This window comes from Capnocytophaga genosp. AHN8471, from assembly GCF_016806945.1.
Taxonomy (GTDB): Bacteria; Bacteroidota; Bacteroidia; order Flavobacteriales; family Flavobacteriaceae; genus Capnocytophaga; species Capnocytophaga periodontitidis.
Genome location: NZ_JAESPJ010000005.1, coordinates 1 through 14536, shown reverse-complemented (window position 1 = coordinate 14536; position 14536 = coordinate 1). Strand labels below are relative to the sequence as shown.

The following is a 14536-nucleotide window of genomic DNA, read 5'->3' as shown; positions in this document are numbered from 1 at the left end:
AAAACTCTTAATTGTTCTGACTTATCATCTTGGTAGCTAAAATGTGCTTGCACAACCCTCTGTTTGTTTGGTGATTGGTGTACCAATTGCAAGTGCATTGTGCTTTCTCGCCGTCAAGAATAACGGTATGGGTAACCCCTCCTGTTCCTTTTACATTGGCTTTCACATAATCACCGCGTTGTTCTACGATTTGTACTTCATTATTTTCAGTGAGTTTTTTGGCATTTTGCAAACGCGGGTTCAGACTTATCAATCGCTGCGGTTTAAAAGGCAAACGACGGTAGAAATAATTGCCATCGGTGAGGTTGTAGCCCAAGAGTCCGATACTCGAAAGCGATGCTTGTAGGGTTGCCATTGTACCCATATTCACATCGTTTTCAATAGCTACCATTGCTGGTGAGAACACTTCGTTAGTTTTGAAGAAATTGTTAATCCCCACGAGCCATTCCATAGGTACCTCTTCAATCATATTCTCCAAGTATTTTCCTTCGCCCGAAAAGCCTCGATATACATTATCCGAAAGTAAGAAAAGCATCTCTACCCCTTTGAAATGCAACACAAAAGCAACAGATTGCTCACTGCTACTGCGATATACATAAAGACTATCGGCAAGCAGAAGTAAACTTTGTAAGAGGTTGAGACGGTGCACTCCTCCTATTTTGATAGCTCCCGCTGTAGGGGTAGGCGCAAAAGTGTAACCAACACCGCGTTTTACCAAATAATAATCATTTTTCACGGCTTGTTTAGGCAAAGAACGGAAGAGCTGTATGGCTTCAGCTTTATTGAGGCGGTATGCCAAATCCATCTCCGAAAGATATACTTGTACATTACCCAAGCCTTTGATCCAGCGGTTGGGGAGGGTTACTTTTTTCTCTACAGTTTTGTGTTTCTCGGTAATAAAGTGTGTCTGCTTTTGTCCTACACTAAGCACCATTTTCTCGGAAGCGGTTACCGCATTGAAAGCACGCACGGTTATATCGTTGAAATCGATATTGGTGCAACCACTTTGGAGAAAATCACCGTCTAACACATCGTTGCGCAACCCTACACGGGCATAGACGCTATTGCAAGAGGAGAAGCCCTCAAAAAGCAATTCACCATTCCCCACCGAGATAATGGGGTCACGCAATTTTGCAAGCACTCCTGGGGCGATAGCAAACTGAGAGGCTACGGTCTTCGCCAGTGTAGCAAGACACTTAGCCACCACAAAAGGTTGAGTGATACTCCCCCAGAAGAAACAAGGCACTGCATTGTCTTCTTTGAGTTCTGAACAGTGCGAAAAGATAAAATTCTTCTCGTGAGCGCTCGCCTCTTCTATCACAGAGGCAAACGGATAAGCATATTCAAAGTCGTTCATTTGATTTGTCGATTTGTTGATTTGTGTGAGGGGCAAAGATAGGGATAATTTGTTAATTAACAAATTAGTGAATTAGCAAATTTGCCAATGAGATAATTATGGAGGTAGGTCAGCTATAGTTAAAAAAAATAATAATGGTATAAATTTTGAACTCTTAGTATAACAAAAAAGAATTGTTTTATGAAAAACCTCCTCCTACTTTTCACCCTCTTTGCCAGTGGGCTATATGCTCAAGATAGCCTTGTCGGGATTTATAAAAACGATAGAGAAAGAGAAAGTATCCGGCTCAATGCTGATAATACTTTCGATGTGATAAAATACTCAGGTAGCTACAGACGCGATGGCAACCTTGTGATACTAAACGCCGACCGCTCTTTTATGCTACACAAACAGCAGGGCAACTCCCAGCAGCTGCAACTCTCATTCATAGGCCCCAAAGGAATGATTTGGGAATCTTCTACCTTGTTTATCTATGTAGGCTACGAAAACGAACAAGGGGGCGTCACTTATCTGCATCTGTATAAGGAGGCGAAAGACCAGTTCGCTAATGATACCCTTCATATCGAAATTCCGCGTACCGAAAAGCTCTATTTGGTAAACAGCTTTGCTGCTGAATACCGCGAAAATAACGGCGAGGTAACTATCAACACTTTTTATATAGGCAAAAACACCAATGCCTTAGAAGTTGTTTTCTTGGGAGAGAACAGTGCTTTAAGAAATCAATTTATAGGAGTATATGAGGCTTCAACAGGCGAGCTATCACTTATGGAAACAGGCAATAAAAGACCTGATATATACCAAAAGCTTATCCCTACCCCCCTCTATCCCAACGAGATAACACGTGTAAAGAACTGGGAACATCTGTCTTTTAAAGAAGTTAAAACGAATAGGGAACTGGGTTGTGTAATCGATGATTATGACGATATACTCGAAGATTATAAAGAGGAAGAAGAGGAAGCAAAAATAAACGCCACCTTAGTGGTGAGCGATAGCAAGAATATTGAAAAAGCGATACAACGCGTAAAACCCACTCAGCAGTTGCTCGCTATCCTTCACCAACCGCAGAACCCCAAAGCCGACAAAGAGTTTGAGTTGCTAAAACTATCTTACAAGATAGAGAAAAGCGATAAACTACCTTTTACTTATCAGTTTTATACCACTTCTAAAGGCGATGAGCAGTGGCTGAAAAAACACGGTATTGCCACTGATAAAAACCAAGTGATTTTTGTAGATTACGAGGGACACGTGCTTTACTATCAAGAAAGTACCATAGCCGAAGCCCAGCGCGATGATTTCTTCGGAAAAAACACGGCTCCTACCCTTTTCAATAGCATCATAGTAGCGCGCCACATCGACCAGCTATTTGCTAACCCTCAGGCTCCTATAAAAGAAGTGGAAGCGCTCTTTTACACCTACCTCAAAAACTATGATTTGAGCTTATATTTGCTTACCGACCGCAAAAAATTTGAGCAAGAGTATTACGCACTCGACTTCAAAAATAAAAAACTTATTTACCAACTGAAAACCACCCCCGCCCAACTGACTTACCAATGGCGCAGAGTGGCGGCAAGTCATCAAAACGATACAGTTTTAGACCCCTTATTTGCCAGAATGACCGTCAGAAACCTTTATAGCTACAGAAATTATCTGATAGAGGATAAAAAAGTCACTGCTAAAGACAAGCTACAAACCATTGCCTACCTGATGAAGTTCAGCCAAGCCATTGAAGCCTACAACCAAGCTATTGATAAAGGCGTGAATATCAGCTCTAAAAAGAAAATAGAGCCATACGACTCGACTGTGCAAGAGGCTATTAATGACTTAGAAAAAGAAAAAGTACTGCCTCTTAAAGAAATTAGACCTATTTACGAAGAGGCAGTTGCTAAAAAGATGGCTTCGGCATTGGGTTATATATACTATTTATTAGACCAAGACAAGCAAGCGGCTATCGATTATTACGTGCCTTATATAGAGGGAGTTATCGCACAGGGGAAAGGCAATTTTGTGCAAGGTATCAACAAGGTATTTCCTAAGAATGGGTATTATTCCGATTGGTATTCTTATGGCAATGTATGGGCAAATCAGGCTAACACTATTGCTTATTATATCTTCGAAACGCGTCGCAATGATGCTGCCTTACTCTCTAAAGCCACGCGCTGGATGGAGGCTATCTGCGATTTCAGAGAGAATGACCCTTATTACCTCGATACTTATGCCTGCTTATTATATGCCACCAACCGGAAAGACGAGGCTATAAAAGTGGAAGAAAAAGCGGTGCAATTCGCACAAGAAAGGGATAAAAAAGAGATTATAGATGCTGTACAAAAGACTTTTTTGCAAATGAAAAACGACACCCTATAGCCGTTATGGTATGAATTTTATACTTTTGCCACGACAAAAAGAATTGTTTCATAGTCAAACAAAAATAGATTGGAAATAAATAAGTTTACTTTTAGGAGGTGTTTGGACACATACCCAGCTATCGCTAGCTTTCCTACATAATATACTCTAAAAATAATTGATTATCAATAAAATACACATTGCTAAAGGTGCAAGCCGCATGGGCAGGAATCTTTGGCAAAGTGTAGCGACACAAATGCGATTCTGAAACTTTTTAGACAGTCTCTACGTTAAATTAGTATTTGTTTATGTAGATTAATCGCTAAATTCCACTAACTTCTTATGATTCTTCGGTAGTTTTTCTTGCTTCTTCACTTCTTCTGAATACAATCTCACTACTTCTTTTCCAAAGGCTTTTACTTTAGGGTCGTGAGCGGGACGATCGAGGAACTCTATAAAGCGAGTGATCGGGAGAAAATCGCAAGCGAGCACCTGAGCGAGATAGGTTTTGAGGTAACTGAGGTCTTCTCCGCGGGTGATTGCCTGACAGATATATTCATACGCTAAATCTCGCGATGGGCGTTTCTCAAAAAGCAAAGCTGTTCCTATATAAAGCCAACCGCTGTGGCGTAGGCTGATGTCATAGCGCAAAAGCACTTCCAAAGGAACTGACATATTGCGAATTTCGCGCACTTCGTTGCCCGTAACCCAAGTGCTGATATAGTCACACAACATCGCATCGGGGTAGTGAGGGTTGAGACTTAGCTTATATTCAAAAATAGTACTGATGGGCGAGTTTCCACCATTGGTATTGTAATAGCGATACGGGAAGGCATTCTTTAGGTCTGTATAACTTACCCCTACCCACTCGGTGTGGTATCCAAAAGTAAATTTTTTATGAACGTCATTTTCCTGCCAGCCATAGCCAATCAGGTAAGGTTTTACTACCCCCAGAATATCCTTAGCTGAAGTGGCAGCAAACTCTGGGAACTCTCTATCAGGGTGCTTGATACGAGTGATTTGCGTCCAAAGAGGCAAAAGGTCTTCTGTTAGTTGTATTTCATCTGTAAGACCTAAATAATACTGAATAGCTTTGGCATAATCTCCTTTGAGTTGTCTCGCTTTTTCTTTGGCTACTGCCGAAACTTCTGTGAAAAGCAATCGGTTGCAAGCTACAATGAGGTCATCAAGGTCGGGGGATTTGCCTTGTGCTTCGTATTGCAAGAGCTTATCCACTAATACCTTTGCTTCTATATAAAAAGGCAGGTGCGTAGGGGTAGAGAGCAACGGCAGGTGGCAGTGCTGGAGGATGAAGTCAATGACGATTTGCCCCTTGCGGAAAAGAAACGGCAGGACTTGGCGGGCATTGCCTAAGTAATAATCCTGTGTATAGGCTTCAAACTCTTTTTCGGAGAGCTTTTTGCGCTTTTTACAGAGTTCTTCCCACGTATAGCTACACTTAGGGTCAAGTGCTAAAGGACGGCGGTCTATCAGCGCACGCAAAACTCCCAAGAGAATGGCATCGGTAGGGATTTCCTCCTTATCTACTCGCTTGGTAAGCTGTTTGATATAGGGCGAAAGGGACTTTGCCCAATCGGTAGGGAAGTTGTCTTGCAAGGTGATAAGCCCCTCCAAGAAGACATCTATTGTATGAGCTGCAGGCTCGCGGAGGCAGTCGCCGAGAAGGAAGAGGAGGTCTTCAGATTTTAGAGGATAGGAGATAGAGATTAGGGTGCGAGCCGCGCAAGCAGTTTGGGTGTTCTCGGACAAGGCTGACCTGTCAGACGAGGCTGACGGGGTGGATGAATCCAATGGACTTAGGGTTGCAAGGAGGTCTTGGGCTTTGCCTTTTAGATAATCGCGGTAAGGGGCGATGACTTCGGGGAGACCTTCTTGGTTGAAATAGGTGGTGAGGAGACTGGCGACTTTTTCTTGAAGTTTGGCATCGGGGACGGTGAAGAGTACCGCTAATTGCTCGCGGTAGTCGGGATTGATAGGAGCTTGCTTTTTGTAGTACTTTTCTAAGATATCCAAACCTATGAGTTGAGATTTGGCGATTTTTGGGGTAGCAAAACACAAGGCTAAGTTATCGGCAAAGGCTTGGAAGTAAAAGTCTTTTTCATCAGCTATTTGCTTGATGAGTTTGATAGCAAAGTTCACCACCGAGGTCTTATCGCTACTGAGCAGAGCAAAGAGGGTGTACTGAGAAGGGAGGAGTTCTTCCGCAGAGGGTTTGCAGCTCTCTATAAGACGGCAATAGGTATTGGCTGTATAGGTCTTCATAGGACTGAGTAAGGCTTCCAAGAAGTTAGGTACTACTTGGGTACCTTTGAAAAATCCTTTTGCCCCGAAATCAAGTAATTTTTCATATTCTGTAACAGAAATATCTCTTTTTTCAAGGAAATAAGAAGGCAGTTTTTCACCTATTTCTTTAGCAATACGGGGTCTTTTAAGAATAAAGGACTCTATTTCTTTATGTTTGTTCAATAAGTATAAGGCATCTCCGAATTTTTCTATTAAAAAATCCTCCTCAAATGGGATAAAATCATTTTCATATAGCGACCACAGTATAGGGAAACCTAAATTTTTACAACTCTTCACATCTAACTGGTTGAGTTGTTCTAAGTGTAGTGGATTTTTCCCCTCTTTGAGTACTGAAATCAGTTTAGAGTTGTCACGGCTGTATAATAAGTTTTGTAGTTCTTTGTCTAATGCCTCGAATTTAAGGGTTTTTGTGTTTTTCTTTGCCATAAAATGATTTTATCAATTAAGGGACAAAGATATAATTTTTTATTTTATTCTCAAAATGAGAAGATTTAAATTTAGTTACTGATTATCACGACAAAAAAACAACTCTTTTTCCTTCATAAAGAGTACATTCCACTTGCCTGCACTCCAAAAAGCTTTAAAATTGCGAATATTATTTGCACTTGTAACTTCTTCTTCAGGAAAATATTGGTATAGTACTTTTGGTTTATCAATAGGTTTAAGGGTTTGTTTACTGAAGAGTTGCATTTTCACTCCTTGGTAAAAACCTTCGTCAAATTCAAAAAAAACAGCAATATGCTGGTTATTAGTAGTAAACAAACATTCATCGGTGTTGTAATCAGTGTCGGATAACACTATAGTTTGCGAAGGAGAGGCTATGTTATATAGCACAAAATTGCCCTCTTCTCTACCGGCGTGATACTGTTGATTGTTCCATTGCAAATAGTTGGTTGCCCACCTAAAAACATTACCTAAATACACATTTTCAGTACATTTTGTTTGTTTAAACTTCAGGTGATACACTCCTTGTTCTGTTTTAAAAAGCACTGCAAAAGCATCTCCTTTTTGCATATCGGTATCCGATATTAGCCTGTATTCTAATTTTTTAGGATTGTTTAAGAGCGCGTTTATAGAAGTTTCACCAATTAGTTTACCAGTTTTGGTTTGGAGACACAACAACTTGAAAACAGAAGTATTTTGCTGTTGTAATAGCAAATAAGTGTAATGTGAATGACTATAGCTTTGTTGAATATTATAATTTTTATCAAAAGGAAGAGCCAATGAAGCAATTTCACGGTAGAAAAGTGAGTTGTTAGCAGTAAGAGTAGGCACATATTTAGCCCAACACAAATGACGATTGAGAGTGTAGAGTGTATCACTCTCGGCATAGACAGTTACAAAGTCGCGAGCATTGGGTTGTGATTCACTCCAAATTTTACCACGTTGCACGAGTCCTGTAGTAGTATCGAAACGCTTTAACGCATCTATATCGTATTCATGTAGGAGGTAAATATGTTGGGTTACAGTATCTAAAGTAGCATATACCTCTTCAAAACCTATATTGTTACTCAAAGGTTCTATATGGGCGGTATTTTTTATAGGGGTAAATTTGTAATTATAGATTTGTTGTAACCACCGTTGCCAATCCTTTTGAGTATCTTTTTTAGGGATAGTTCCTAAATCATAGGTTAAATATACTAAATGTTCTAATTTTTCTTTGGCTAATGTTGAGAGTGGTACATTTTTGATATTTTCTTGGAATCCTACTTCACTAACACCACATTCACCATCTCCTGATGAAAGATAAATTACTTTTGTTTTCTGAGGATTATTAATAGCAGTTATCCAATAGGCTGTATTTTGAAAATCATATCTATTGTTAAATTCATCATAGTAAAAAGGTTTCTTTCTTTTGATTTGTGAAATGATAGAAGGAGAGCGTTTCCAATAGCTTTTGGTGTAATACACCTCAGGGAGATTAGGAATAGGGAGCAGTTCAAAAGTGAGAGGAGTATCATACTTCTCTCCTATTTCTTGATTAAAAGGAATAAGGAGAATCGTTTCCGTTTTTAGTTTTTTAGCATCCTCAGGTGATAAATCTAAGAAATATCCCCGTTCTGGTAAATAAATATTTGCTTTTTCTAATACAAAAAGTGCTTTTTTGATATTTTCCGATAGATTTATCGTTCTATAATTCTTATTAAAGGTACCTGTAACAGTAATTTTCTGTGCAAAAACAGAGAAAAACGCTAATAAAAATGCTATAGTTAAGTGTTTTTTCATAGTTGTATTTGTTGTTTTTTTATTTAGCAGAGTTTACAATAATAGAACTTTTATCTCTTAGCTAACTCAATGATTTCTAAGTTTTTAATTTCTTTACCTTGAATTTCAAAACGAAGCATAGTGCGCACTGTTTGCCAGCCATAAATGCCTGCAGCTCCAGGGTTGAGATGCAACAATTGAAATTGTGGGTCGTATTGTACTTTTAGAATATGTGAATGCCCCGAAATGAAGAGTTTGGGAGGGTGAGCTAAAATTTCTTGTTTGGCCAAGGGAGTGTATTTATTAGGATAACCGCCTATATGTATCATCAGTACTTCTACTTCCTCACACAAAAATCTATTTACTTTAGGAAAGTACTGACGCACATCGGTACCATCGATATTACCATAGACCCCTCGCAAGGGCTTTACATCTTGAAGGGCTTCGATCACTGCTACATTACCAAAATCACCACAATGCCAAATCTCATCGGCTTCATTAGCATAGTGCAGGATGCGGTCGTCTATATACGAATGGGTGTCGGATAGGAGGAGAATTTTCATTGTACGTCCAATTTATGGTGCTGTTTGCCTTGAATTTTGTAGCAAGCGCGCTTAGCGGCTATTTCTTCGGCTTTTTTCTTAGAAGTAGAGCGAGCACGCGTTACCGAAAAACCTTGTACGTGTACTTTGGCGACAAAATATTTTATTTCAGAACGGTCTTCTATATCTTCTTCGGCTTCAAAAGCAAAGTCTAACTTGTGTTTTTGACACCATTCTATCAATAAACTCTTGTGACTAATCACTTTTCCTTCCAAGTTTTTGATATTGATATGCGGCAAGATGAGTTCGCGTTCTATAAAACGGAAACAGGCTTTATACCCTCTATCTAAATAAATAGCCCCTATGAGCGCCTCGAAGAGATTGCCTGTGATATTGTTACCCAATTGCCTTGGGGTGAGCTTGGTGCGCAAAAAATCTAAGAGTCCCATATCTTTACCCAACTGGTTGAGATTGCGGCGTTCTACAATTTTAGAGCGCATTTTGGTGAGGTACCCCTCATCTTGTTCAGGAGCATTGGTGAAAATATAATCGGCTATTACTGCGCCAAGTATGGCATCGCCCAAAAACTCCAATCGCTCATAACTTTTGCGCGTTGCCTTCTGGAATTGGTAAGAAGGATGTGTAAAAGCCTCGCTGTAATAGGACAAGTTTTTAGGGGCAAAGCCTAAGAGATTCTTTATTTTATTATAAAAAATCCCGTCTTTCTTTTTTGAAAAAAGACGGGGAAAAGCTAATATTTTCTTTAAGTAGAACACTTATAGTTTATATCTTTTTGAATAATAAACACGCATTATGACCACCAAAACCAAAGGTGTTGCTCATCGCTACTTTTACATCGCGGTGTTGTGCTTTGTTGAAGGTGAAATTCAAGCGTTGATCTATTTTTTCATCGGGGGTTTCAAAGTTGATTGTAGGTGGTACAATGCCGTATTTGATAGCGAGAATAGATGCCACTGCCTCTATTGCCCCTGCAGCACCGAGCAAGTGTCCTGTCATCGACTTGGTAGAGTTGATATTGATATCATAAGCGTGTTCGCCAAAAACTTCGAGTACAGCTTTAGATTCTGCAACATCACCCAGTGGTGTAGAAGTGCCGTGCATATTGATAGCATCGACTTCGTTTGTTGATACTCCTGCATCTTTCAAGCAATTGATCATCACATTTTTAGCTCCTAATCCTTCTGGGTGAGGAGCCGTCATATGGTAAGCATCGGCCGAAAGACCTCCACCTGCTAATTCGCAGTAGATAGTAGCACCACGAGCTACTGCGTGGTTGTACTCTTCGAGCACTACAGCTCCTGCTCCTTCGCCTAATACAAAACCATCGCGATTGGCATCGAATGGACGAGAGGCTTTGGCTGGATTTTCGTTGAAAGTAGAAAGTGCGTGCAAAGCGTTGAAACCACCAATACCAGCAATAGTTACAGCTGCTTCGGAGCCTCCTGATACCATCATATCGGCATAGCCTAAACGGATGTAGTTAAGGGCATCAATCATAGCGTTAGCAGCTGAAGCACAAGCTGATACAGTAGTAAAGTTAGGACCTCTAAAGCCGTAGCGTATAGAAATTACGCCAGCGGCGATATCGGCTATCATTTTAGGGATAAAGAAAGGGTTGAAGCGAGGAGTTCCATCGCCTTGATTGAAGTTGGTTACCTCGTTTTGGAAGGTTTCCAAACCACCTATGCCAGAGCCCCAAATCACGCCAATGCGGTCTTTATCGAGTGTATCAACATCGAGGTGGGCATCTTTGATTGCTTCATCGGAAGCTACTAAGGCATATTGTGCAAACTTATCGAGTTTACGGGCTTCTTTTTTGTCCATAAAATCCTCGATATTAAAGTTTTTAACTTCACAAGCAAACTGAGTTTTGAACTTAGAAGCATCGAAATGGGTAATAGGCGCAGCGCCGCTTTTACCAGCGACAAGACCTTCCCAAAACTCTGGGGCGGTATTTCCAATAGGGGTAAGAGCCCCTATACCTGTAACTACAACACGTCTTTTCTCCATATAGTTTTTTAAGTTTTTAGCATTTAGGTTTTAAAAAACAATTAGGCAGTAAGCTACCAACTGTGATATGCTGATAGCCTACTGCCTATGAGCCAATTATTGTTTAGCGTCTTCAATATATTTTACTGCTTGACCAACAGTTGCAATGTTTTCAGCTTGGTCATCTGGGATTTGAATATCAAATTCTTTTTCGAATTCCATAATCAATTCAACAGTGTCTAATGAATCAGCTCCTAAGTCGTTAGTGAAGCTTGCTTCTGCAGTAACTTCATTTTCGTCTACGCCTAATTTATCAACGATAATGGCTTTAACTCTTGATGCAATGTCTGACATAATTTTCTTTTTTTATAATTTAATAATAATTACTGCCGGCAAAAGTATAACATTTTTTTTGAAACACAATCTTTTTCTGATAAATATTGTAGTTTTTTTGCATTTAAAATTTTTAAACTACTCATTTATAATTAATTATATAATAGAGGTTAAAAGATGGGGTGTAGAGGAAAATTTAGCTATTACGCGGTATTTTACTGTTTTTAGTTGTATGGGTGTTTGTTGCGGGGGCGTTTGCAGCACATACCCAGCTATCGCTGGCTTTCCTACATAATATAATTCAAAAATGATTGATTATTAACGTGAGTTCGGCGTAAGTAATTATTTAACAATCAGTAAAATATTTTTTAATCTCCCACGAATTACACGAATTTTCACGAAATTGGGAGTACATAAAAGTCTTTATTTTTTATTATCTCACGAATTTTCACCTGACGGTGAATTATTTTGTGAATATATTATGTTACAAAACTGTAAATCAATGTTCTGTTATATCGAACTCACGTATTATTAGAGTAATCAACTTTGCCAAAGTGTGGGGATGCATAAGGGAAGTTCAACAGAAAAATTTTCTAACGACTCACGACTACACTTATTCCATTTCCGCCAAAGCCAACCGCATTGATTAAGATATGTTGTAATTTATCAGGGATACATTCGGGTGCTGGTAGGTAGGGTATTGGCTCAAAACGATTGTTTTGCAACATTCTGACAGCCATTGCGAGGTTGAGCGCTCCACTGGCACCATAGGTATGTCCGTGTTGCCATTTATTATTGGTGAGCAGTGGTTTCTTGTCGCCAAAAACAGCTTCTATGGCATTGAGTTCAGCTTGATCGCCTTTGATAGTACCCGTACAATGGGTAATTATAGCATCTATTTTAGGATTTCCGGCACTTGCCAAAGCCCGTTGCATAGAAGTTTGCAGGCAATCGCCATTTTTGGAGAGGGATACACTATGGGTGAGCTTTTCGGTAGCAAAACCTATCCCCACAATATAAGCTAAGGCATTGGTGCGTTCCCCTTTTTCTAAACAAAAACAACCTGCCCCCTCCCCCAGCACCATTGTGCTTTGTTTTTTGGTCATATCCATTGCACGACAAGGATAAGGCAAAGGGAGACTGCTATAGATTTTGAGGGCTTTTACTTGGGCTATGGTAAAAGGAGTAAGCGGTGCTTCACTACCCCCCACTAAAAAGCGTTGTTCCATACCGCTTTCCAGCCACGCAATGGCATTAGCGATACCGTGCAAGGCAGTAGAGCAAGTAATGGAGTGTGAGAGTTCAAAGCCTTGATTGCCTAAATCTTGAGCTACCCACGTGCTGATATTACCCAAAGTAGTGGTGGGTGAGGCTAAGGTTTGGCAAGTGCCTTCAGCGAGAAAATGAGAATAATTCTTTTCAAACAAGGCCGTAGCTCCGCGAGAAGAGCCTATATTGATGCCAAAACGCAAATCGTGCCAATTAGCTTGTGCTACTGCTTCACGAGCGGTGTGTAGTGCATAAAGAACAGTAGTATCTAAAGGTTCGTAAGCCGGATTGGAGGCTTGAAGTGCTGAGATGAGCATTTGGTCGCCCTCAGAAAGTTTTCCTTGGGGTATGTTGTTATGAAGAGTAAGAGCCTCGGCAGCGAGGGTACTCATTCCCGTAATAGCTATTTTGAGGGGTATATAATCTTCCATTTTCTACCTTTAGTAATTTTTTGTATGAGTTTTTGCCAGAAGTTCATTTGTTTATAAGCGAGTTTTTCACTGCCCATATATTCGGGATTATAGTTTGCAGAAAGAGCTACTAATGTTTCAAAACTCTTTTCTTTGTTCTCTTGTAGAAATTGTGTTATAACCTCTCTAAATTCTTTGAAATACCAATAGTGATGAATATGAGGTTCAGCCTCATAAATAGCTCCTTTTTGAGAGAGCAACACTGTGAAAGCAAACTGTTCGGTTACGTGGTTATCAATAGAAGGGTGAAGAAAATCGGTAACTGTTAGAGCCCTTTCTACCACAAAGTTATCACTTGGTGAGAGACCTATAATCCCAGCGTTGTACATCGCTTGTTGAGGAGCTACAACGATAGGAGGCACTACTGCAATCGTGTTTTGATGTGATTTTAGATAGGAAGCTAATGTTTTGAAGTGCCTAAGATTGCTTTTGAAGATAATTCCCTCTTTCAAACTCATTATAGGAGTACCTTTATTGATTTTCGTTTCTAAGAAAGAGATGTTTTCTTTGAAATAAACATCGCTATCTAAATACAAGAATGTTTCTTGAGGGAAGCGCTGAAAAGCATCGCGTAGCACTTCTATTTTTACACGGTGAACAAAGTTGATAGTGCCACGCCATTGTTTTATTTGTGCAGGGGTAACACTTATGTAGGTAATTTGGGGAGGGAGCAATTGCTGAAAATGAGCTACATTATCAGTATATATTACAATCTTATTTTCGTCAGTGTGGTGATGCTGATAATAAGAAAGCAATGCAAAAGTTACTTCGTTTAAAAAAGCTTCGCCTCCGTGAGCAAAGAATACTATGGTCATTCGCTGTTAGTTTTTATAGTTTGAATAAGGTTTGCGCATTGAGAGTAGTTGCTGAAGCCACTGTTTTGAACGGTATCTCTTTGAACTGAGCTATAGTTTGAGCCACATAAGGCAAAAAGGCAGGTTCATTGCGACGCGATTGATACTGTGACAGCTGACTTTGGGGTACGTTCTTGGGCAACATAAAAGGAGCATCGGTTTCTATGAGCATACGGTCTAAAGGCACGTAACGGACAACTTCTTCTAAATGAGCAAAGCGTTTGCTATCGCTCACAGCCCCCGTAAAACCTATATAATAACCAGCATCTAAGTAGGTTTTTGCTTCTTTTAAACTACCAGTAAAGCAGTGTACTACCCCTTCGGGCAATTGGTTGTGGTCGGCGAGTATGGCAGTAAAACGCACGAAGGCTGCACGCTCGTGTAGAAATAAGGGTTTATGCACTTCTTCAGCTAAAGAAAGTTGTGCGTGAAAGCACGCTTCTTGTATGGGGCGCGGTGAGAAATCGCGGTCGAAATCTAAGCCACATTCGCCTACGGCTACTACATACTTTTGGTTGAGCAACGCTTGTAAGTTTTTGATGCTCTCGGCGTTCATCGTTTTGGCGTCGTGAGGGTGAATGCCAGCGGTAGCGTAAAGTCTTTTGGGGTATTTTTTGGCTAACGCTAAAGCCTCATTACTGCTACGCACGCTTGTTCCTGTAAGAAGTATTGTATCTACTTCTGCCTCTATGGCGCGGTCTATAATTTTGTCGTACTCACCTGCGAATTGCTTATTAGTGAGATTTATGCCTATGTCTATCATTAGTTGTTAGGGGTATAGTTATTTTATTGTCTGAACTTTTTTATTTCAGCTTCGGTACAATCAAAAAA

The 14536-nt window shown here is 40.1% G+C and carries 11 protein-coding genes; 1 reads left to right on the top strand and 10 read right to left on the bottom strand.

Annotated features, from left to right (window positions below):
• Nucleotides 1-7 precede the first annotated feature (7 nt).
• Entirely contained in the window at nt 8-1357 is a 1350-nt protein-coding gene (locus tag JMN12_RS01305) for an SWIM zinc finger family protein (RefSeq protein ID WP_198466619.1), read from the bottom strand.
• A gap of 180 nt (nt 1358-1537) precedes the next feature.
• Here JMN12_RS01305 and JMN12_RS01300 point away from each other — a divergent pair, with 180 nt between their 5' ends.
• Nucleotides 1538-3718: a hypothetical protein gene (locus JMN12_RS01300; protein WP_238423778.1), complete on the top strand. Its 2181-nt coding sequence runs from the start codon at nt 1538-1540 to the stop codon at nt 3716-3718.
• A 294-nt stretch (nt 3719-4012) separates the two neighbouring features.
• Here JMN12_RS01300 and JMN12_RS01295 read toward each other — a convergent pair whose 3' ends face one another.
• The 9 genes from JMN12_RS01295 to JMN12_RS01255 all read right to left on the bottom strand — a co-directional run bounded on the left by JMN12_RS01295 (nt 4013) and on the right by JMN12_RS01255 (nt 14468).
• The gene (locus JMN12_RS01295) at nt 4013-6448 is read right to left on the bottom strand and encodes a DUF6493 family protein (RefSeq protein ID WP_203136366.1); all 2436 of its coding nucleotides are present in this window, start codon (nt 6446-6448) and stop codon (nt 4013-4015) included.
• Between the two features lie 75 nt (nt 6449-6523).
• Nucleotides 6524-8248 (bottom strand): hypothetical protein, encoded by a 1725-nt coding sequence (locus JMN12_RS01290; RefSeq protein WP_203080485.1) that lies wholly within the window; start codon nt 8246-8248, stop codon nt 6524-6526.
• A 50-nt stretch (nt 8249-8298) separates the two neighbouring features.
• The gene (locus tag JMN12_RS01285) at nt 8299-8790 is read right to left on the bottom strand and encodes a metallophosphoesterase family protein (protein WP_009412424.1); all 492 of its coding nucleotides are present in this window, start codon (nt 8788-8790) and stop codon (nt 8299-8301) included.
• Entirely contained in the window at nt 8787-9545 is a 759-nt protein-coding gene (gene rnc, locus JMN12_RS01280) for a ribonuclease III (RefSeq protein WP_009412423.1), read from the bottom strand. Before rnc ends, JMN12_RS01285 begins: the two co-directional genes overlap by 4 nt.
• Nucleotides 9546-9552: 7 nt before the next feature.
• A complete protein-coding gene (gene fabF, locus JMN12_RS01275; RefSeq protein ID WP_009412422.1) occupies nt 9553-10800 on the bottom strand; it encodes a beta-ketoacyl-ACP synthase II in 1248 nt (415 codons plus the stop codon).
• Between the two features lie 96 nt (nt 10801-10896).
• Nucleotides 10897-11133 carry an acyl carrier protein gene (locus tag JMN12_RS01270; protein WP_002680600.1) on the bottom strand — a complete coding sequence of 79 codons (237 nt, stop codon included), beginning with the start codon at nt 11131-11133 and terminating at the stop codon, nt 10897-10899.
• A gap of 572 nt (nt 11134-11705) precedes the next feature.
• Nucleotides 11706-12812, bottom strand: coding sequence for a beta-ketoacyl synthase N-terminal-like domain-containing protein (locus JMN12_RS01265; RefSeq protein WP_203136363.1), 1107 nt, complete (start codon nt 12810-12812; stop codon nt 11706-11708).
• The gene (locus JMN12_RS01260) at nt 12785-13666 is read right to left on the bottom strand and encodes a hypothetical protein (RefSeq protein WP_203136361.1); all 882 of its coding nucleotides are present in this window, start codon (nt 13664-13666) and stop codon (nt 12785-12787) included. Before JMN12_RS01260 ends, JMN12_RS01265 begins: the two co-directional genes overlap by 28 nt.
• Nucleotides 13667-13679: 13 nt before the next feature.
• On the bottom strand, nt 13680-14468 hold the full coding sequence (locus JMN12_RS01255) for a TatD family hydrolase (protein WP_203136359.1): 789 nt from the start codon (nt 14466-14468) through the stop codon (nt 13680-13682).
• Nucleotides 14469-14536: the final 68 nt, after the last annotated feature.

Coding starts and splice junctions, on each gene's coding strand:
- JMN12_RS01260 (WP_203136361.1), bottom strand. CDS start 13,666: ATGACCATAGTATTCTTTGCTCACGGAGGCGAAGCTTTTTTAAACGAA.
- JMN12_RS01265 (WP_203136363.1), bottom strand. CDS start 12,812: ATGGAAGATTATATACCCCTCAAAATAGCTATTACGGGAATGAGTACC.
- fabF (WP_009412422.1), bottom strand. CDS start 10,800: ATGGAGAAAAGACGTGTTGTAGTTACAGGTATAGGGGCTCTTACCCCT.
- JMN12_RS01285 (WP_009412424.1), bottom strand. CDS start 8,790: ATGAAAATTCTCCTCCTATCCGACACCCATTCGTATATAGACGACCGC.
- JMN12_RS01300 (WP_238423778.1), top strand. CDS start 1,538: ATGAAAAACCTCCTCCTACTTTTCACCCTCTTTGCCAGTGGGCTATAT.
- JMN12_RS01295 (WP_203136366.1), bottom strand. CDS start 6,448: ATGGCAAAGAAAAACACAAAAACCCTTAAATTCGAGGCATTAGACAAA.
- JMN12_RS01290 (WP_203080485.1), bottom strand. CDS start 8,248: ATGAAAAAACACTTAACTATAGCATTTTTATTAGCGTTTTTCTCTGTT.
- JMN12_RS01305 (WP_198466619.1), bottom strand. CDS start 1,357: ATGAACGACTTTGAATATGCTTATCCGTTTGCCTCTGTGATAGAAGAG.
- JMN12_RS01255 (WP_203136359.1), bottom strand. CDS start 14,468: ATGATAGACATAGGCATAAATCTCACTAATAAGCAATTCGCAGGTGAG.
- JMN12_RS01270 (WP_002680600.1), bottom strand. CDS start 11,133: ATGTCAGACATTGCATCAAGAGTTAAAGCCATTATCGTTGATAAATTA.